14 protein-coding genes and 4 tRNA genes are annotated in these 19,857 nt (G+C 60.3%); 16 read left to right on the top strand and 2 right to left on the bottom strand.

Features of this window, described 5'->3' with window-relative positions:
* Positions 1-133: 133 nt before the first annotated feature.
* The 7 genes from ilvC to RWL87_RS08240 all read left to right on the top strand — a co-directional run bounded on the left by ilvC (position 134) and on the right by RWL87_RS08240 (position 8,263).
* Positions 134-1,162: a ketol-acid reductoisomerase gene (gene ilvC / locus RWL87_RS08210; RefSeq protein WP_070831299.1), complete on the top strand. Its 1,029-nt coding sequence runs from the start codon at positions 134-136 to the stop codon at positions 1,160-1,162.
* Between the two features lie 211 nt (positions 1,163-1,373).
* Positions 1,374-1,446 (top strand) — tRNA-Lys (locus RWL87_RS08215).
* Positions 1,447-2,026: 580 nt separating this feature from the next.
* The gene (metG, locus tag RWL87_RS08220; protein WP_313969548.1) at positions 2,027-3,589 is read left to right on the top strand and encodes a methionine--tRNA ligase; all 1,563 of its coding nucleotides are present in this window, start codon (positions 2,027-2,029) and stop codon (positions 3,587-3,589) included.
* A 296-nt stretch (positions 3,590-3,885) separates the two neighbouring features.
* Entirely contained in the window at positions 3,886-4,653 is a 768-nt protein-coding gene (locus tag RWL87_RS08225; RefSeq protein WP_313969549.1) for an ABC transporter ATP-binding protein, read from the top strand.
* Positions 4,654-4,656: 3 nt separating this feature from the next.
* Entirely contained in the window at positions 4,657-7,410 is a 2,754-nt protein-coding gene (locus tag RWL87_RS08230; protein WP_313969550.1) for an ABC transporter permease, read from the top strand.
* A 179-nt stretch (positions 7,411-7,589) separates the two neighbouring features.
* Complete coding sequence (locus tag RWL87_RS08235; protein WP_044141495.1) at positions 7,590-7,907, top strand: nucleotidyltransferase family protein; 318 nt, start codon at positions 7,590-7,592, stop codon at positions 7,905-7,907.
* On the top strand, positions 7,904-8,263 hold the full coding sequence (locus tag RWL87_RS08240; RefSeq protein WP_313969551.1) for a HepT-like ribonuclease domain-containing protein: 360 nt from the start codon (positions 7,904-7,906) through the stop codon (positions 8,261-8,263). The genes RWL87_RS08235 and RWL87_RS08240 overlap by 4 nt, the downstream gene beginning before the upstream one ends.
* Before the next feature lie 91 nt (positions 8,264-8,354).
* Here the strand turns inward: RWL87_RS08240 and RWL87_RS08245 are convergent, their stop codons facing one another.
* On the bottom strand, positions 8,355-9,203 hold the full coding sequence (locus tag RWL87_RS08245) for a response regulator transcription factor (protein WP_313969552.1): 849 nt from the start codon (positions 9,201-9,203) through the stop codon (positions 8,355-8,357).
* A gap of 41 nt (positions 9,204-9,244) precedes the next feature.
* Positions 9,245-10,492, bottom strand: coding sequence for a histidine kinase (locus tag RWL87_RS08250; RefSeq protein ID WP_313969553.1), 1,248 nt, complete (start codon positions 10,490-10,492; stop codon positions 9,245-9,247).
* Between the two features lie 762 nt (positions 10,493-11,254).
* Between RWL87_RS08250 and RWL87_RS08255 the strand changes: the two genes are divergently transcribed.
* The 9 genes from RWL87_RS08255 (at position 11,255) to RWL87_RS08295 (ending at position 19,354) form a co-directional block, all read left to right on the top strand.
* Entirely contained in the window at positions 11,255-12,682 is a 1,428-nt protein-coding gene (locus RWL87_RS08255) for a hypothetical protein (RefSeq protein ID WP_005507401.1), read from the top strand.
* A 182-nt stretch (positions 12,683-12,864) separates the two neighbouring features.
* The gene (locus RWL87_RS08260; protein ID WP_313969554.1) at positions 12,865-13,920 is read left to right on the top strand and encodes a 3-isopropylmalate dehydrogenase; all 1,056 of its coding nucleotides are present in this window, start codon (positions 12,865-12,867) and stop codon (positions 13,918-13,920) included.
* Between the two features lie 425 nt (positions 13,921-14,345).
* On the top strand, positions 14,346-15,443 hold the full coding sequence (locus RWL87_RS08265) for a branched-chain amino acid aminotransferase (protein ID WP_005507403.1): 1,098 nt from the start codon (positions 14,346-14,348) through the stop codon (positions 15,441-15,443).
* 175 nt (positions 15,444-15,618) lie between these two features.
* Positions 15,619-16,371 (top strand): fumarylacetoacetate hydrolase family protein, encoded by a 753-nt coding sequence (locus RWL87_RS08270; RefSeq protein ID WP_005507404.1) that lies wholly within the window; start codon positions 15,619-15,621, stop codon positions 16,369-16,371.
* 56 nt (positions 16,372-16,427) lie between these two features.
* Complete coding sequence (gltX, locus tag RWL87_RS08275) at positions 16,428-17,939, top strand: glutamate--tRNA ligase (protein ID WP_313969555.1); 1,512 nt, start codon at positions 16,428-16,430, stop codon at positions 17,937-17,939.
* Positions 17,940-17,941: 2 nt separating this feature from the next.
* The gene (locus tag RWL87_RS08280) at positions 17,942-18,379 is read left to right on the top strand and encodes a hypothetical protein (RefSeq protein ID WP_313969556.1); all 438 of its coding nucleotides are present in this window, start codon (positions 17,942-17,944) and stop codon (positions 18,377-18,379) included.
* Positions 18,380-18,641: 262 nt separating this feature from the next.
* A tRNA-Gly gene (locus tag RWL87_RS08285) sits at positions 18,642-18,717 on the top strand.
* Between the two features lie 469 nt (positions 18,718-19,186).
* A tRNA-Gln gene (locus tag RWL87_RS08290) sits at positions 19,187-19,258 on the top strand.
* Between the two features lie 23 nt (positions 19,259-19,281).
* Positions 19,282-19,354 (top strand) — tRNA-Glu (locus tag RWL87_RS08295).
* The last annotated feature ends 503 nt before the right edge of the window (positions 19,355-19,857 follow it).

Here is a 19,857-nt window from a genome sequence, read left to right on the forward strand (position 1 = left end):
GGGCTCACAGACCTTCCGGATACTTCAGATGCTGAGAAGTAATCTCGACAGCCCGCAACTAAACAGCTATCAAGTAGAATAGTGAATGTTGAGCCCAGCCTGGGCCGCATATCAAACTTACTGAGGAGAAGAAATGGCAGCAACCATTTTCTACAACGACGACGCAGACCTCTCCCTGATCCAGGGCCGCACCGTAGCAGTTATCGGTTACGGCTCCCAGGGTCACGCACACGCACTGAACCTGCGTGACTCCGGCGTGAAGGTCATCGTCGGTCTGTCCGAGGGCTCCAAGTCCCGTGCCAAGGCTGAGGCAGAAGGCCTGCGCGTCGCAACCGTTGCAGAAGCAGCAGCAGAAGCAGACGTCATCATGATCCTGACCCCGGACCAGGTCCAGGCAAAGGTCTACGCAGAGAGCATCGAGCCGAACCTCAAGCCCGGCAACGCACTGTTCTTCGCACACGGCTTCAACATCCGCTTCGGCTACATCACCGCACCCGAGGGTGTCGACGTGGCAATGGTCGCCCCCAAGGGCCCCGGCCACACCGTCCGCCGCGAATACGAAGCAGGCCGCGGCGTTCCCGCCCTGGTCGCAGTTGAGAAGGACGCATCCGGCGAAGCACTCGCACTGGCACTGTCCTACGCAAAGGGCCTCGGCGCAACCCGCGCAGGCGTCATCAAGACCACCTTCACCGAAGAGACCGAGTCCGACCTGTTCGGCGAGCAGGCAGTCCTCTGCGGCTCCACCTCCCAGCTCGTCCAGTACGGCTTCGAGGTCCTCACCGAAGCAGGCTACCAGCCCGAAATCGCATACTTCGAGGTCCTGCACGAGCTCAAGCTCATCGTCGACCTGATGATTGAAGGCGGCATCGCTAAGCAGCGTTGGTCCATCTCCGACACCGCAGAGTACGGCGACTACGTCTCCGGCCCCCGCGTGATCTCCCCCGAGGTCAAGGAAAACATGAAGGCTGTCCTGGCAGACATCCAGAACGGCAACTTCGCAAAGCGCTTCATGGAAGACCAGGCAGCAGGCGCACCCGAGTTCAAGGAACTGCGCGCAAAGGGCGAGGCACACCCCATCGAGGCAACCGGCCGCAAGCTGCGCGAGCTGTTCTCCTGGAACACCGCTAACGACGACTACACCGAAGGTTCCGTCGCTCGCTAAGCGGTAGCTCAGCAATAGCTTTCTAAAATCCGGCGCACCACCCACACCCCGCTATAGGGGAGGGGCGGGGCGCCGGATTCTTGCTGTTTCAGGCTGAACAGCAGTACCCGTCAAATATGTGATGTAGTTCATGCTTACTCGAGTTGCAGGCACTCACAAAATGCCGTATAGTATTTACTTGTTGCAGGGGAAACCCGCAAAAACAAAATAAGCGCCTCTAGCTCAATTGGCAGAGCAATTGACTCTTAATCAATGGGTTCTGGGTTCGAGTCCCAGGGGGCGCACTTCAAAGAAAATCCCGCTGATTCTTCGGAATCGCGGGATTTTTGCGTTCCCCGAATAATGCGGGTTTGTAGTGCGAGGTGCATATTATCCTCTTTGCTCCTGCAGGGGACCCGTCCTCGCAGAGCTCGGACACCCTGATGTCGCGGCAGAGGATATATGCACCTCTGCGCGTATCGGTATTCGGGGTACGCTGCGGTCCCGCCGGGGTTGCGGTAGATGCGCGGGGTTTTGTGTGCGCCCCGTGCCTAGCGAACTGGGTGGGGAGGGCTGTCGCGGTTTGGCGTGTTGCTTGGTGGCTGGGTGTTTTGCGTGTGGGGCTGTCGCGGTTTGGTGTGTTGCGTGGTGGCTGGGTGCTTGGGCTGGTGCGCCGTGTTTTCCGGAAGCGCCCTCAGGGTGTCACACGGACGCTCTCCGCAGCGAAGCAAGGAGGGGCGGAGCGTCCGGGTGACGGGTGCCCCTGCGTAGGCGCGGAGGAAACATGCGGCGTGGCAGCCTACTACCTGGTGGTTGGATGCTTGCCGCGTATCAGAGTGTAACCCCGGTGAGAGCCTCGCCTAATACTGCGGTAAACTGAAAGTTATGACTGCAACTCCGTTCTACATCACCACCGCCATCTCCTACCCCAATGGCAACCCGCACATCGGCCACGCCTACGAAACCATCGCCGCCGACGTGCTAGCCCGCTTCAAGCGCCTCGACGGCTTCGACGTGCGCTTCATGACCGGCACCGACGAGCACGGCCAGAAGATGCAGACCACCGCCGAAAAACTCGGCAAAACCGCCAAGGAACTCGCCGACGAGAACTCCGCACGCTTCAAGGCAATGAACGACGCCCTGAACATCAGCTACGACCGCTTCATCCGCACCACCGACCCCGACCACTACATCGCATCCCAGGCAATCTGGAAGCGCATGGAAGAAAACGGCGACATCTACCTCGACAAGTACGCCGGCTGGTACTCCGTCCGTGACGAAGCATACTACGCCGAAGACGAAACCGAAGTCCGCGACGGCCAGCGCTACGCCATCGCAACCGGCACCGAAGTCGAATGGACCGAAGAAGAATCCTACTTCTTCCGCCTCTCCAAGTACGGCGACAAGCTCCTCGAGCTCTACGCCAACGAGGGCTACGTCTACCCCGAATCCCGCCGCAACGAACTCATCTCCTTTGTCAAGGGCGGCCTCAATGACCTGTCCATCTCGCGCACCACCTTCGACTGGGGTGTGCCCGTACCCGGCAACGACAAGCACGTCATGTACGTGTGGGTGGACGCCCTCACCAACTACCTGACCGGCCTCGGTTACCCCGACACCGACAACGAACTGTTCACCAAGTACTGGCCCGCCGACCTGCACCTCATCGGCAAGGACATCACCCGATTCCACTCCATCTACTGGCCCGCATTCCTGTGGTCCGCCGGAATCGAACTGCCCAAGCGCGTCTTCGGCCACGGCTTCCTGCTCGTCAACGGCGAAAAGATGTCCAAGTCCGTCGGTAACGTCGTCGACCCCGCAAACCTCGTCGACGCATTCGGCCTCGACGCGGTGCGCTTCTTCCTCATGCGCGAGGTCTCCTTCGGTCAGGACGGCTCCTACTCCGAAGAGTCCATCATCAACCGCATTAACTCCGACCTGGCAAACAACCTCGGTAACCTCGCCCAGCGTTCGCTGTCCATGGTCGCCAAGAACTGCGGTGGCGCCGTCCCCACCCACGGTGAATTCACCGAGGCCGACCGCAAGATCCTCGACGAGGCGGCTGCCCTCTACGAGCCCGTCCGTGCAGACTTCGACGAGCAGGCATTCCACCGTGCACTCGACCGCATCTGGACCGTCCTCGCAGACACCAACGCCTACTTCGCAGAACAGGAACCCTGGACCCTGCGCAAGAACGGCGAACTCGACCGCATGAACACCGTGCTGTACGTAACCCTTGAGGTCGTACGCCAGGTCGCCCTGCTGTTGCAGCCCGTCATGCCCGACGCAACCGCCAAGCTGCTGACCCTGCTCGGCGTACCCGAAGGTGACGCACGCCAGTTCGCAGCCCTCGGCACCGCGCTCGTGCCCGGCACCGAATTGCCCGCACCCGCACCGGTGTTCCCCCGCTACGAGGCACCCAAGGCATATCAGCTGCTTCTGGCATAGCGAATAGCGTGAGAAAGCCCCTGGCATCCTGACCCCGCATGGGGGAGGAGTCGGGGGCTTTTCGCATGCACTATATAGAGGTATGGGCGCGGGGTAGATGTACCGGCTGAGTCGCCACTCATACTTAAGGATGAGGTCGGTACCCCGCCCAGCCCGCCTCAGACGCATCTCATCCCGTGGAATCAGCCAGGAACCCTGCACTCGTAGGTCAAGACCCGGTGAACACCTGCCAAAATCAACCTGGAGGATGATAAAAACACCGTAGTCAGCGCCACATTGCGTGAAATAATTGAACTATGACTACGACAACTCATCACGCCCAGACGGCACAGACCGCCGTCTCCGCACGAAACCTTTCCAAAACCTACGGCATCGGTGAAGCCACCGTCCACGCCCTCAATAACGTCTCCGTCGACTTTGAGCAGGGTAAGTTCACCGCGATTATGGGCCCCTCCGGCTCGGGTAAGTCTACGCTGATGCAGACCATCGCAACCCTGGACACCCCCGACCCGAACCCCGCCACCTCGATTCGTATTGGCGGTGTGGAGCTCTTCGGTCTGAAGGACAACGCCCTCACCGAATTCCGCCGCGAACACATCGGCTTCATCTTCCAGGCGTTCAACCTGGTGCCCACCCTCACCGCAGGCCAGAACATTGACCTGCCCCTGGGCCTTGCCGGTAAGAAGCCCGACCCGCAGTGGCGCGACTACCTGGTCAAGACCCTCGGCCTGGAAACCCGCCTCAACCACCGCCCCGAACAGCTCTCCGGCGGTCAGCAGCAGCGCGTCGCCATCGTGCGTGCACTGCTCGCACGCCCCGAAGTGGTCTTCGCTGACGAACCCACCGGTAACCTCGACTCCAACTCCGGTGCCGAGGTGCTGCGCCTGCTGCGTGCCGCCGCAACCGACCACGCACAGACCATCCTCATGGTCACCCACGACGCAAACGCCGCCTCCTACGCAGATCGCGTGGTTTTCATCAAGGACGGCATGGTCGCCGGCGAAATGATCGAACCCACCTACGACGCCGTCCTCGGCGCAATGGCACAGCTGGAAGGTCGATAAGCCGTGGCAACCACACTGAACACGGTGGCGCGCTCCAACCTGCGCGCCTCCAAAGGAAAATACGTCCTCACGGGCATAGGCATCGCGATTTCCTCCTTCTTTATCGCAGCCATTATGATGCTCACCAACTCGCTGCAGGCGACCGTCAACTCCTCTGTTGGCGACGTGCTCTCCCGCGCTGAGGCGGTCGTCGCCTCCGCCGCTACGACCAGCGAGGGTCAAGACAGCACCTCTATCTACCTGACTCGTGACCAGATTCAGAAAGTAGAAAAGAGCGACCTGCTCTCCGGCTACTGGGTGCAGTACGCTGTCACGGGTGCGATCGGCACCGGCGACCAGAAAACCCGCGTGCAGTACAACCAGCTGCCCGCCGATTCGAGCCTCTTCCCGTACAAGGTGCAGGGTAAAATCCCCAGCAATGATCGTGAAATCATGGTCTCTACCTACTTCGCGAAGAAGCATAACCTCTCGCTGAACGGCAAGGTCACCAGCACCGACGTTGTGGAATCCGTCAGCGCCCCCGGTACTGACAAGACCGCCGAATACACCGTCGTCGGCCTGTTCGACCCCGGCTTTGAAGGCTCCACCACCAATCAGGCTGTCTTCATTGGTGGTACCAGCCTCGGCGAAGCTACGCTGAAAGCAGCCGAAACCGAAAACAAGACTTCCGCCGCCGGTTACCGAAACATGGCTGGCGCGAACCTCATCTACCTCAAGTTCAAGGATGGCGTAACCGACGCCAAGCTCAAGAGCCTGCAGGATACCCTCAGCAGCGGCGACAGCAAGAACGACCCGCGCGTGATGACCGGTCAGAAGCTGCTGGAAGACTACCAGAAGACCATCTCCACGGTCTTCACCTCCATTAGCGTGGTCCTGGGCGCCTTCGCAGCACTGGCTCTGCTGGTTTCCTCGTTCGTCATCTCCAACACCTTCGCGGTGCTGGTCGGCCAGCGCATCCGCGAGCTGGCTCTGCTGCGCACCCTCGGTGCTCGCGGCGGCTCCCTCGTACGGATGCTGCTCATCGAGTCGATTACTGTCGGCGTGGTGTTCTCCCTCATCGGCGCACTGCTGACCTACCCGGTTGGCGCGCTGGTTGGTGCGAACCTGACCACCATCATGATTTCGTACTCAATCACCCCGGTGATTATCAGTACCCTGATCTGCACCCTCGTGACGGTGCTGGCGGCGCTCTCCCCGGCACGAACCGCCCTGCGCATCTCGCCTATCAGCGCGATGAGCGAGCACACCAACCTTGAGGTGCGCAAGCCCGGCAAGGTCGGCCCGATCCTGGGTCTGGTCTTCGGTGCCGCAGGTATCGGCCTGGCTATGCTGGCTCAGAACCAGGGTTCCGGCGAGGGCGCCGGCAATAAGGCCATTGCCCTCATGATGGGGGCCGCGCTGCTACTCGGTATTGCGGTCTTCCTCCTCACCCCGCTGGTACTGCCCCCGCTGGTACGTGCCCTCGGTAAGGTCACCCGCACCCAGACCGGCAAGCTGGCGCTCGCCAACGCACTGCGTTCGCCCAAGCGCACCGTCTCCACCGGTCGTGCCGTGCTGGTGGGTACCCTGGTCGTGTCGACTGTGCTGACCGGTTACTCGGTGCTGAGCGCCTCGCTGACCAAGGCCCTGGATCAGCAGTACCCGATTTCTGCGCAGGCGAAGTACAGCTCGTTTGACCAGTCTGAGGCTGCCTCCACCGTGACCAAGGCGGAAGGGATCGCCTCCAAGGTCAAGGGTATTAAGAACGTTCAGGCATCCGCCGTCGGTTACGCAGCCGGTGTGGTTGACTACACCGTCGAGTACGAGGGACAGACCGCCAACCAGAATTCCGACCTGGTGGCGCTGAGCTCCTCCGATCTGAAGGCAATCCTGCCGGGCGAAAACTCGAACCTTGCCGATGACACCGTGCTCGTACCGCAGGGCCTCTGGAAGTCCGCTGGGCTGAATGAGTCCAGTCGTCTGAAGGCACACGGCCCGCTCGGCGAAGTGGAACTCAAACCCGTCAAGTCCGCAACCAAGCAGAACCTGCTGATCGTCAACCCTGCCACCGCCGCCAAGCTGCAGGACGCCAAGAACCCGCAGAAGGTTGCCAACCCCGCCGCTGAGGAAGCTCAGAAGCGCATGGAAGAAGCAATCGCCAGCGGTGACCAGGAAGCTCAGACGAAGGCAGCACGTCTGACCGTCACCAGCCAGGCAACCGGTAACGACACCGTCGTTCTGGTGCGCGCCGCCTCCCCGCTGACCAGTAGCGAGAACGCGACCCTGCAGGCTGACCTGAACCGAGCCAGCCCGGACAGCTCCTTCACCGGTGGTCTGCAGGAACGTCAGACCTACGACCAGCTGCTGACCGTCATGCTGACCTTCACTCTGGTGATGCTCATGCTCGCAGTGGTTATCTCCATCATTGGTGTGGCGAACACGATGACCCTGTCGGTCAACGAACGCCGCCGCGAGAACGCGATGCTCCGCTCGCTGGGCCTGTCCCGCAAGCAGCTGCGCCGCATGATTTCCATTGAGGCGATTCTGATTACGCTCGCCGCAGTGGTACTCGGTATGGTTTCTGGCGCGGTGATTGGTAGCCTCTCTGCGCAGATTATTATGTCTTCCATGAGTGCTTCCGCCCAGCTCGTGCTTGACCTGCCGTACATCTGGTACGTGGTCATCCTCATTGTGGGTGTGCTCGCCGCGATGCTCGCTTCGGCTCTGCCTGCGGCTCGTTCGGCTCGCATGTCCCCGGTTGAGGGTATGCGCGGCTAACCCGCTGTACCTGGCATAGTCACAGTACCTGGCGAACCCGGATACTCGGCGTGAGAAAGCCCCGGAGGGTGCCTCGATTAGGAAGGCGCCCGCCGGGGCTTCACTGTGTCCTCTAGTTTGGCGTGCTCTCAGACTCTTGGAGCTGACCTGTAGCCTGGCTTTGCGCGTATGATGGGTGTATGAGCACTAGCCACCCCAATCTGCGTCGCAGGTACACGCTACCCCATGAAGCGGAGGTTCTTCAGATCCTCCGTGACGCTGGTGTGCGCCGTGCCCGACTCTTCGGCAGCGCCGCCCGCGGTGAGCTGACCGAAACCAGCGACCTGGATTTTTTGGTGCAGATGCCGGGGGCGGCCCCTTTTGACGAGTTCATGCAGATGGTCGATGCTCAGCACCGCATTGAACAGCTGACCGGCCGTAGCGTTGATATGGTCACCCGGTTGCGCCCCCGCATCTATGCGGAGGCAGAACCAGACATGGTGGAGCTACCGCTATGAAAAGCTCGCTTGACGACTTCTCTCTGATTCTTGAGTCAGCTCAGCGTATCTACGCTTTTACGCCCGAGCGATATGAAGACCTGATAGACGATTCAAACGGGGTAGTCCAGGACGCGCTCTGCATGCGCTTTCAGATTATTGGCGAAACCCTCAATAGAATTCGTTCAAAATACCCAGAAGATTATGAACGGTATGAACGGGCTGAATGGCAGTACCTCATTGCTATTCGTAACATCATTTCTCATAGCTATGTGAGCGTTGATTTTGCTGTCTTATGGGACGTCGCCCGGAATAAGTTGCCTGAGCTGATGAGCGACTTTGAGCGAATCATCAACGAGATACAAGAAACTACTTAACTAAAGAGCCCCGGCGGGCGCCTCGAAAAGGAGGCGCCCGCCGGGGCTACACTGTGTCCTCTAGTCTGCTGTGCCCTTATATAAGGGAGCGCTAGTGGGCGATACCCGCCTCATACGCCATAATGACCGCCTGCACACGATCACGCGCACCCAACTTCGCCAACACATGCGACACATGCGTCTTCACGGTCGCCTCCGAAAGCACCAGTTCCCGCGTAATCTCCGCATTCGACAAGCCGCGCGCAATCAAACCCAGCACCTCAAACTCACGCGGCGACAACTGCTCAATCAACTCACGATGCGGATAATCCTGCACAGGCTCAAAGCTTGCATGCTCAGCCGGAATAAACGTCGCCTTAGGAAGCTCAGAACCAGCAGCCGGGGGAATAGCAGGAACAGACTCAGCGGCAGGAGTAGCAGGAGCGGGGGAGTCCAACACCGGAATCATCTGCTCCAACAGGCGGCGAGTCGCAGACGGCGCAATCACCGCATCGCCGCGGTGCACCGTACGAATCGCCTCCAGCAGCTGCTCCGGCGGGGTGTCCTTCAACAAGAAACCGCTCGCACCCGCACGCACCGCCGAATACACGTACTCATCAATATCGAAGGTCGTGAGCATAATAATGCGCACCCGCTCATCCTCGGAAACTTCACGCTCGCCGTCACGCTCCAGAATACGGCGCGCCGCCTCCAGGCCGTCGCAGTGCGGCATGCGCACATCCATGAGGATGACCTGCGGCGCCTGCCCCTCAGAGACCATGCGGTCAAAAACGTCAATCGCCGCCAGGCCGTCATCAGCTTCCATGACGACCTGCAGGTCTGGCTGGGAGTTGACGAGCATGCTCAAGCCGCCGCGCACTAGGCGCTGGTCGTCAACGAGCATCACGCGGATCGGCTGGGTGGTCTGTGGTGCAGAAGTCTGTGGTGCAGAAGAGTACATAGTTTCAATCCTAGATCACGAGGTAGTAGAGGGCACGGGTATTAGAGGTCGCGGTAGGGCAGCGCCGCCTCAACGAGCCAGCCGCCGTCAGGTTGCAGACCGTAGGTGAGGGTGCCGTGGTAGAGGGCGATGCGCTCGCTCATGCCGCGCAGACCGTTGCCGCTACCGGGTACCGGGCGGGCAATGTGCTGAGCCGCGGTAGAGGAAACCGGGTCGTTCTGAACCCGCAACTGCAGGCCGTCCTTACCCCAGTGAATAGTGACGGTGGTTGCCGCGCCGGGGGAGTGCTTGAGCGCGTTGGTGAGCGCCTCCTGCACGGTGCGGTACGCCGCCAGCTCGGCACCCTGCGGTAGGGTGCGCGCCATGGTGCTGGTGATTCCGGTGAAGGTGACGGGTAGCCCGGCGCGGCGGCTCTGCTCCACGAGGGCGGGCACATCGTTGAGGGTGGGCACGGGTGCGTAGGCGGTTGCCTCGTCCGTGCGGAGTAGCCCGAGGAGGGAACGCATCTGGGTGAGGGAGTCGCGTGCCGTGTCTGCGATGAGTTCGAGGGTCTGCTCGGCAATATCCGGTTCGCTCTGCTGCTGAGCCTGACCCGACTGCTCAACCTGCTGAGCCTGCTGAGCCTGCTGGGCGCGTGCGGTGCGGGCGCTCGCGGCGGCGTAGCGTGCCCCGTCTGCCTGGGAAATAATGCTGGAGAGTGAGTGCGCCACAATATCGTGCATTTCACGGGCGATGCGGGTGCGTTCGTCCTGCGCAGCGAGGCGGCGTTCCTGTTCCTGCTCGTATTCGAGGCGGCGGGCGCGTTCTTTGAACTCTTCGCTGCGCAGTTCGCGCATGCGGCGGGAGTCGCCGAGGAACCAGAAGACGGTGAAGATGGATCCGCAGAGCACGCCCAACATCAGGGAGATGAAGATGCGGGCGGGTATGTCGTCCCAGTGGTAGAAGAACGAGAGCGAGGCCTGCACGGTGACGGCGAGTGCGCCGACCCAGCCGAGAATGAGGCCGCGGAAGCGGGCGCGGCGGGTCCAGTGCCTGCCGATATGGTAGGCGGCGAGGCTGACGGGCGGGTAGCAGGTGATGGCGAGTGAGTCGGGGAAGGGCTCCACGAGGGTGAGGCAGAGCGCCGCGATGATCACGTAGATGCTGCCGTAGGGGAAGCGGTAGCGGAAGTAGAGTGCGGTGGTGCTGCAGAGCGCGGAGATGACCGGGATCCAGCCGTAGCTGTTGACGAAGGCTGCGGAGAGTACGCAGCAGAAGAACTGCATGTGCGCAACGACGATGAAGTTCATCCAGCTGCGTTTGTCTCTGAGGTAGTTTTGCACGCGGCTGGAGGCGCTGATTGCGTCGGCGGGTAGATCGCTGTTTTCTGAGCTGCCGCGGGTATGCGTTACGGCGTAGCCTGATTCGGCTGTCTCTGTGCTGTGCTGTGGGTTCTGCTGGGGTTCGGTGTGCTTAAGGGGCATGTGTCCAGTGTATCGGGGTGGTGGGGTGGGATTGGGAGCCTCTTTTTTGCTCTCACGTGCAGGAATATTTTGTGGGTTTGTGTGTGGGGGCGTGTGCTTGAGTGAGTATGACACGCCAAAAACAGCTATTTTTAGTGACCTTAATTACTTTTTTATAGATTATTTATTCAACTAAAGCTTGAGAGTTTGGGGTTGTATGGGGTTCGAATTCGGGTTTATGAGACCCATAACTCCCTTAAGTAACCTATTTTGGTTGAAAAACCTTCAACCAAGGCGGAGAGTTTAAGGGAAACCCCCTCATCAAACCATTTTTGGAACCATTGCGGTGTAGGTCCTTGATGGGTATAGTTTTGGCTGTACCCGAAATCTACGCCGATGGTCTATGACCTCGCAGAGCGAACACCAAGCGCTCTGAAACGCGAAAGTCCCTAAGCAGGGGACCGGTTACAGCATTATGTCGTTATCACCAGAGGTTAGGCACAAGCCTACTTCACTCACTCGAATCTCATCAGGTGACGTTCTTCGCCGCGCACGACGGCGGGTGATAACTTTTATTCCTCAAAATGACATCACTCTCGAAGGACATACATGTCTACTAACATTTCTCGCCGCAAGGTTGTCGCTGGCGCAGCATGGGCTGCTCCGGTTGTCGCAGCATCTGCTGCAGTTCCCGCTTTTGCATCTTCCACTGAGTGCGACTACGCATCTGCTCCCAAGTTCAACATTTCCGGTCAGCCCTCCGGCGCTAAGGACACCGTCAAGTTCACCGTTCCCGCGAAGGTCGACAAGATCAAGTTCGAGGTTGCTGGTGGCGCAGGTGGCGGTTCCAACCAGGTTGCTGGTGGTTCCGGTGCTCTCGTGACCGGTGTAATCCCCGTCAAGGAAGGCCAGGTCATCGAGCTGGTCGCAGCTTCCGGTGGTGTGGCTTACCTGGAGTCCGTCAGGGGCGTCGACAGCCCCGCACTGTGGCAGACCCGCCCCGCAACCGGTGGTAAGGGTTACGGTAACGGTGGTGACGTCAACGAGCAGCCCGTTCCCGCTGACGTCAAGGCTCAGGTTGACGCTAACTGGTCCAAGCCTTCCGACATGAAGCGTTACCTCTACGGTGGTTCCGGCGGCGGTTCCTCCGCTCTGATCATCAACGGCACCCCGGTTGCTGTTGCAGGTGGCGGTGGCGGTGCGGGTATCCGTACCCAGCCCGGTACCAACAACATGCCCTCGGGTAAGTACTACAACCCCAAGGCAGTCGACGCTTCCACCACCCGCCTGAGCGACCCCGACGTTAAGTCCGTTCTGCCCGCAGGTGCAAGCGCATCCGCAGCAGTCGGTGACAGCGCTGAGACCTCCATCTCTCACTACACCGTTCTGAAGCCGCACACTACTGATGGCACCGCTATGAAGGTTGCCGGTGGTCACGGTGGCGGTAACGGTCAGGGTGGTGCAGGTGGCGAGCAGCCCCTGCTGTACTCCACCCTGGGTAATGTCTACGGCGTTTTGGGCTTCAAGAGCCAGAACAAGCAGGAGCTCTTCAGCTCCGCTACCGCTGGTGACAAGGGTGGCTCCGGCTTCGACGGTAAGGGTGCAGACGGCGTCTTCGCATACTCCTACCAGATTGACAACAACGATATCTCCAAGCTGGAAATCGTTCACGCGACCAACCCTGTTAACCTCAACGATAAGACCAACCTGGACGAGGACTCCACCCGTAAGTCCTTCAACGGTTACCAGACTGTTGTCTCCGCAGGTGGTGGCGCAGGCTACGGTGGCGGTGGCTCCGGTGCTGCTCGAGGCCTCTCCTCCATCATCACCTCCCAGAAGTGGAACGGTAACGAAGAGCCCACTCGTTACCGCCAGAATGTTAGCGCACTGCTTCAGGCAGGCGCAGGTGGCGCTGGTGGCTCCTACGTTGCTCCCAGTGTTACCGGCGGTGCCATCGCATCCGCTAACAACGCTGCGAAGGCATCCGGCGTTCGTAACCCCGGTTACGTGAAGGTCTACCTCTGCGAGCGCTCCTAATAGCGTCTAAGTTCTTACCCTGTGAGAACTCGTAGATAAACGATATTCCCCGGCTGAATATTCAGCCGGGGAATATTGTTTTAATCTGCAGTGCCCATCTAGCCCACCCCTGCCTAGCCCAGAGTCTGAGAACCCGCCCGCACACTCTACCGCCCACCCGCGGCGCGTATTACGGTAGAGGCATGACTGAAGCACGTAGCATCGACCTCGCCGTCATCCCCGGCGACGGCATCGGCCCCGAAATCATTACCGAAGCCCAGCGCATCCTCACCCGCGCCTGCGAGCTCGAAAACATCACCGTAACCCCCACCCACTACAAGCTCGGCGCCGAGCACTGGCTGGAAACCGGTGAAACCCTGCCCGAGTCCACCATGGACGCCCTCAAGCAGCACGACGCGATCCTCTTTGGCGCCATCGGCGCAGACCCGCGCAGCGGCAAGATTCCCTCCGGCCTCATCGAACGCGAAATGCTCCTGAAACTGCGCTTCGCCTTCGACCACTACATCAACCTGCGCCCCTCCCGCCTGTACCCCGGCGCAGTCTCCCCGCTCGCCAACCCCGGCAACATCGACTTCGTGGTTGTGCGTGAAGGCACCGAAGGCCCCTACATCGGCAACGGCGGCGTGATTCGCCAGGGCACCCCCCACGAAATCGCCACCGAAGTCTCCCTCAACACCGCACACGGTGTGGAGCGCCTGGTACGCTACGCCTTCGAGCTGGCATCCACCCGCCGCAAGAAGGTCACCCTCGTGCACAAGACCAACGTGCTCACCCACGCAGGTCGCCTCTACAACCGCTACTTCACCGAAATCGCGGCTGAATTCCCCGAGGTTGAGACCGACTACCTGCACATTGACGCGACCACCATCTTCATGGTCACCGACCCCGCCCGCTTCGATGTGATCGTCACCGACAACCTCTTCGGCGACATCATCACCGACCTCGCAGGTGCAGTCACCGGCGGTATCGGCTACGCCGCCAGCGGCAACATCAACGCCGTCGGCGAGTTCCCCTCCATGTTCGAGCCCGTACACGGCTCCGCACCGGACATCGCCCGCCAGAACAAGGCAAACCCCACCGCCGCAATCCTCGCCGGTGCCATGCTGCTGCGCCACCTCGGCCACGATGCAGCCGCAGCCCGCATTGAGGACGCCGTCGAAGCAGACATGCGCGAAAACGGCGCCACCGTGCGCGGAACCGATCAGGTCGGCGCGGACGTGCTCGCACGCCTCGGTTAATACTTGCCCGGCTAAAACTGGCTCGGCTAAAACGTGAACTACGCTAGTGAAGCCCGGAAGGAACACACCTTCCGGGCTTCACCCGTACCTAGCTACAAAAGATGGGGAGGGCATCTCCGATACCTAACCTCCAACAAGCCCGCCGAATCCCACCTGTTCACATCTTGAATGGGAGAAAAGGTGCGCATGCGGCAAACTCATCTTTCCGGTACTCTAAACAGGTCAGGCACACCCGCCCGGCACCTCGGCGGTGGACACCATCCACCACTAGCTTTGATGCATCCAACTAGCACAGACCGCTAGATGCACCATCTGCCCCGCACGACAACGCGCCCGGCGGCACACACCGGTCCCTCGCCCCGCCGCGAGAACCGCCACTCAAAGAACGCCCACAGAGGCAACTAGACGAAGAGGAACGCAGAACGATGGCCATCGAATTCAGCCACGAAGCAAACCAGTCACCCGCCACCGCCGAACGCCGCGCCGAAATCCTTGCAAACCCCGGCTTCGGTGACTACTTCACCGACCACATGGTCACCATCGACTGGGAAGGCGACTACAAGACCGGCGGCACCTGGTACGACGCACGAGTTCGCCCCTACGGCCCGCTCGTCCTCGACCCCGCAGCATCCGTCTTCCACTACGGCCAGGAAATCTTCGAAGGCATCAAGGGCTACCGTCACGCCGACGGCTCCGTGTGGACCTTCCGCCCCGAAAAGAACGCGGCACGTTTCGCGAACTCCGCACGCCGCCTCTCCCTGCCCGAACTGCCCGAAGAGACCTTCATCGAATCCCTGCGCGAACTCGTGAAGATGGACGAGCAGTGGGTGCCCACCGGCGACGGTGAAGCCTTCTATTTCCGCCCCTTCATGATCGCAACCGAGGCGTTCCTGGGCGTTCGCCCCGCACGCCACGTGCAGTACCACGTGATTGGCTCGCCCGCAGGTAACTACTTCGGCACCCCCGAACCCGTGGACATCTGGCTCTCCACCACCTACGCCCGCGCAGGCGAAGGCGGCACCGGTGCAGCGAAGTGCGGCGGTAACTACGCAGCATCCATGATCGCGCAGACCGAGGGCGAGAAGCACGGCTGCAAGCAGGTCATCTTCAAGGACCCGCACCGCGGCGACGCCATCGAAGAGCTCGGCGGTATGAACGTGTTCTTCATCTTCGGCAAGGAAAACAAGATTGTTACCCCCGAACTGACCGGCACCATCCTGGAGGGCGTGACCCGCTCCTCGCTGATTCAGCTGGCCAAGGACCGCGGCATGACCGTCGAAGAGCGCGCAATCACCCTCAACGAGTGGCGTGAAGGCGTGGCAAACGGCGACATCACCGAAATCTTCGCCTGCGGCACCGCAGCAGTGGTCGCCCCCATCGGCAAGCTCAAGGCAGAAGACTTCGAGATTCCGGCACCCACCGAGCACTTCGGCGAAATCTCCAAGAGCCTGCGCGAAGAGCTCGTCGGTATTCAGCTGGGCACCGTTGAGGACCGCCACGGCTGGATGACCCGCCTCATCTAATCTTTCACGCGAAATCCCCGTAGGATGCGCTCCCACCCGGAACGCACACCCGCGGGGATTCGCTGTGTCCGGTAAATGCTGTGGGGGAGGGGAGGCACACCCCCGCCGAACCCGACTCGCTTTGCCAAAACCCGCCCCGCCGCCCACACCCTCGAAGGCTGGTACCCTAGAAAGTATGCGTATTGCACGATTTACCGTAAATAATGAGCTCCACTTCGGGCTGGTAGAAGGCGACGCAGGCGAAGAAACCCTGCGCGTACTCGCCGGCGACCCCTTCTACTCGGGTATTGAACCGACCGGCACCACCTACCCCATCGACCAGGTGCGCCTGCTCGCCCCGATTATTCCCCGCTCCAAGGTGATTGGAGCGATCGCAAACTGGGCTGGAACCGAGGCGCCCGCCTCCCCGCAGTTCTTCCTCAAGCCCAACACCACCGTCATTGGCCCCGGCGACCCCGTGACCCTGCCCGAGTACTCCGAAGCCGTCAGCGCAGAAGGTGAACTCGCCGTCATTATCGGTCGTATCGCCAAGTCCGTGCCGCTCGAGCGCGTGCACGAGGTCATCTTCGGCTACACCGTGGCCAACGACCTCACCGCCCGCGACCTGCTCGAAGACCGCCAGTGGACCCGCGCGAAGGGCTTCGACGGCTCCACCCCGCTCGGCCCCTGGATTGAAACCGACCTGGACACCGACTCGCTGAACATCACCACCTGGGTTGACGGCGACGTCGTGCAGGAAGGCAACACCTCCGAAATGCACTACTCCGTAGCCGAGCAGGTTGCCGCAGCCTCCGAAATCTTCACCCTGCTGCCCGGCGACGTACTGCTCACCGGAACCCCCGCCGGCATCAGCGTACTGCGCGACGGCAACGAAGTAGAGGTCGAAGTCGAAGGCATCGGCTCCCTCGTCACCCGCGTGCGCGACTAACCGCCCGCGCCCCACAACGTAACGTACATCCTGAAACACACCGTCAAGGAGACATCATGACCGAATACCACGGTCCCGTACTCAACAGCCCCGCAGACACCCGCGTGCGCTTCTGCCCCTCGCCCACCGGCACCCCGCACGTGGGCATGGTCCGCACCGCCCTCTTCAACTGGGCGTACGCACGCCACACCGGCGGCAAGCTGATCTTCCGCATCGAAGACACCGACGCGGCACGCGACTCCGAAGAGTCGTTCAACCAGGTGCTCGAATCCTTGCACTGGCTCGGCATCAACTGGGACGAAGGCGTCGGCGTCGGCGGCCCCCACGAACCCTACCGCCAGTCCGAGCGTAAGACCGCAGGCATCTACAACGAGATTTTCCAGAAGCTCGTTGAGGGCGGCTACGTGTACGAAGACTTCTCCACCCCCGACGAGGTGAAGGAGCGCCGCAAGGCAGCCGGCCAGGACCCGCAGCTCGGCTACGACAACTACGACCGCAACCTCACCGAAGAGCAGAAGGAAGCCTACCGCGCCGAGGGTCGTAAGCCCGTGTGGCGTCTGCGCATGCCCGATGAGGACATCACCTTCAATGACCTGGTTCGCGGTGAAATCACCTTCAAGGCTGGCACCGTACCCGACTACGTGGTCGTGCGTTCCAACGGCGACCCGCTGTACACCTTCGTGAACCCCGTCGACGACGCACTCATGGGCATCACCCACGTGCTGCGCGGTGAGGACCTGCTCTCCTCCACCCCGCGTCAGATCGCGCTCTACCGCGCACTCATCGACACCGGCGTGACCAGCTTCATCCCCGAATTCGGCCACCTGCCCTACGTCATGGGCCAGGGCAACAAGAAGCTCTCCAAGCGCGACCCCGAGTCGAACCTCTTCCTGCTGCGCGACTCCGGCTTCATCAAGGAAGGCCTGCTGAACTACCTGTCCCTGCTGGGCTGGTCCCTCTCCGCAGACCAGGACGTCTTCAGCATCGACGAGCTCGTCGAGCACTTCGACGTACACGACGTTGTCGCCAACCCCGCACGCTTCGACGTGAAGAAGGCAGAGTCCATCAACGGCGACCACATCCGTGCGCTCGACCCCAAGGACTTCCGCGACCGCCTCATCCCGTACCTGCAGGCTGCAGGCGTACTCGGTGAAACCCTCACCGAGCGTGAAGAGCAGGTCCTCACCGAAGCTGCACCCCTCGTCCAGGAGCGCATGCAGCTGCTCGGCGAAGCACCCGGCCTGCTCGCATTCCTCTTCAAGGCTGACGAAGAAATCAGCACCGCAGACGATGCCCGCAAGCAGCTCAAGGAATCCGCACCGCAGGTCCTCGCCGCCGCAATCGAAGCTCTGGAGCCCCTCGAGGACTTCACCGCAGCCAACATTGAGGCAGCCCTGCGCGCCGCAATCGTCGACGGCCTGGAAATCAAGCCGCGCCTCGCATTCGGCCCCGTGCGTATCGCAGTGTCCGGTGAGCGTATCTCCCCGCCGCTGTTCGAATCCATGGAAATCCTGGGCAAGGACTCCTCCCTCGCACGCCTGCGCAAGCTTGCCGCTGAACTGAGCTAACCATGAGTCGGTCGAATAACCAATCCATCATCGGCAAGGCGCTGTTCAAGGGCACCCTCATGGCGCTCACCAATGCCTGCATTATCTGGCTGTTCGCCTACATTGCAGGTTTGGACCGCTCCGTGTGGATGGTCATCATCATTATTGCCGGTGCGGTGCTCGCCTACGTGACCGCGTTCCTGGAGGCACGCGCCATGCAGAACGCGGCTCGCGGTGGCGATGTGAGCACCTCGTCGTCTGTCGTGGATTCTTCCGACTCTTCGGACTCTTCGCGTGAAGAGGACGACGAAGACGACTTCGTGGACCCGGGCCCCGACCCGGACGCGGGCGACTTCGACGCCGGAAGCTCCAGCAGCTCGGACTACAGCAGCTACAGCAGCTCCGACTACTCCGGTGGCGGCGATTCTGGCGGAGGCGACTCCGGCGGTAGCAGCGACTAAGCTCTAGAGAATCCCCTTATCCAGCGGGAATCAGACGACTGAAAAGTCTGAAGAAACCCGGCAGATAAGGGGATTTTTCGTTCATTTTAAAATATTTTTTGTGATGGGTATTTCTTGCAAAACTGCTAGTCAGTATATTTTGATGGGTTAAATCTGGTTCTATTTGGGGGAGTGTGGCAAGAATTTGGTTTGCGCACCTCAGTAAAGCCTCGTATAGTAGTACCTGTTGTTGCGACGAACTGAAAAGTTCAAAGCGAAACATGCGGTTGTAGCTCAGTTGGTAGAGCACCACCTTGCCAAGGTGGATGTCGCGAGTTCAAGTCTCGTCAACCGCTCCACTGAAGCCCCGAGGTTCGCCTCGGGGCTTTTTCGTTGTCTTCAGAAGTTTCTGTCTGTGGGAGTTTTAGTCTTCGGAGGTGAGGGTGCCGGGTAGGAGTCTTGCGATCTTTTTTCGGAGTGACTGCTTTGGTGAGCTTGCTGCTGGGGAAGCAGGGTGGGAAGAAAAAATCTTCAAAAAATTTTGGGGTGCGAAACATGCGGGGGAGCGGTTGAAACTGCTCTCCAGGTCCCCTTGAGGCTGCTTTGAGGGGTGAAAATCGACTCCAAAGCCCTCTTTTTGAAGAAATTTAAAAAACTTTTTAACCCCAAAAACCCCGGAATTCCGCGGGATTAGCGGGCATGAAACCGTGAATGTGAGGCGGCTCTCCAGATTTCAGCTTGCACGCCTCCAGAAAGACCCGTATAGTTATTACTCGTTCCGGTGAAAAGCCGAAAGGCGAAAAATGGAACGGTAACTCAATAGAGTAATGGGATATGGTGTAATTGGCAACACGAAGGTTTCTGGTTCCTTTGTTCTAGGTTCGAGTCCTGGTATCCCAGCTAACCTCCACTATGGAGGTTGCGGCCCCATCGTATAGCGGCCTAGTACTCCGCCCTCTCACGGCGGCAACACCGGTTCAAATCCGGTTGGGGTCACACTAGGAAAGAAGCTCTCCAGTCGAAAGACTGGGGAGCTTTTTTGTTTATATCTTTATTTGTTAGCTGCCTCTTGCTTTATGGTGCCGCCCTGAGCCTCTCACGGCGCCGCTCCTTACGTCGCGGCACTGCGGGGCATGATGGATTTCCTCGCGCGCTCGGCATCATGCCCCTTCGTCACCGGGTCACATCCAGCTGCGGTCACCACTAGGGAAGAAGCTCTCCAGTCGAAAGGCTGGGGAGCTTTTTTGTTTATGCCTGCGTCTGTCGGAAAACCTTTTAGATTCTATGGTGCCGCCAGAACCGCCTCGAAAAGCTACATGTGTTTCGAGAAGCCACCACTTTGGTGGCTTTTCGAAACACATGTGGCTTCTCGGCGGCAGTAAAAAAAGAGAGCGCAAAATTTGACCTTCACGCCAAGCCTCGGTATAGTCTTATCCGTAAGCGTGATTGGCGCAGTGGTAGCGCGCTTCGTTCACACCGAAGAGGTCACTGGTTCGAAC

The sequence above is a fragment of the uncultured Rothia sp. genome, assembly GCF_963555405.1.
In the GTDB taxonomy this organism is placed as follows: Bacteria; Actinomycetota; Actinomycetes; order Actinomycetales; family Micrococcaceae; genus Rothia.

Bases quoted from the DNA above. Each gene is read 5' to 3' on its own strand.
- RWL87_RS08225 (WP_313969549.1), top strand. From the start codon at position 3,886: ATGACTACGACAACTCATCACGCCCAGACGGCACAGACCGCCGTCTCC.
- metG (WP_313969548.1), top strand. From the start codon at position 2,027: ATGACTGCAACTCCGTTCTACATCACCACCGCCATCTCCTACCCCAAT.
- RWL87_RS08245 (WP_313969552.1), bottom strand. From the start codon at position 9,203: ATGTACTCTTCTGCACCACAGACTTCTGCACCACAGACCACCCAGCCG.
- RWL87_RS08260 (WP_313969554.1), top strand. From the start codon at position 12,865: ATGACTGAAGCACGTAGCATCGACCTCGCCGTCATCCCCGGCGACGGC.
- RWL87_RS08255 (WP_005507401.1), top strand. From the start codon at position 11,255: ATGTCTACTAACATTTCTCGCCGCAAGGTTGTCGCTGGCGCAGCATGG.
- gltX (WP_313969555.1), top strand. From the start codon at position 16,428: ATGACCGAATACCACGGTCCCGTACTCAACAGCCCCGCAGACACCCGC.
- RWL87_RS08270 (WP_005507404.1), top strand. From the start codon at position 15,619: ATGCGTATTGCACGATTTACCGTAAATAATGAGCTCCACTTCGGGCTG.
- ilvC (WP_070831299.1), top strand. From the start codon at position 134: ATGGCAGCAACCATTTTCTACAACGACGACGCAGACCTCTCCCTGATC.
- RWL87_RS08250 (WP_313969553.1), bottom strand. From the start codon at position 10,492: ATGAACTTCATCGTCGTTGCGCACATGCAGTTCTTCTGCTGCGTACTC.
- RWL87_RS08265 (WP_005507403.1), top strand. From the start codon at position 14,346: ATGGCCATCGAATTCAGCCACGAAGCAAACCAGTCACCCGCCACCGCC.
- RWL87_RS08240 (WP_313969551.1), top strand. From the start codon at position 7,904: ATGAAAAGCTCGCTTGACGACTTCTCTCTGATTCTTGAGTCAGCTCAG.
- RWL87_RS08280 (WP_313969556.1), top strand. From the start codon at position 17,942: ATGAGTCGGTCGAATAACCAATCCATCATCGGCAAGGCGCTGTTCAAG.
- RWL87_RS08235 (WP_044141495.1), top strand. From the start codon at position 7,590: ATGAGCACTAGCCACCCCAATCTGCGTCGCAGGTACACGCTACCCCAT.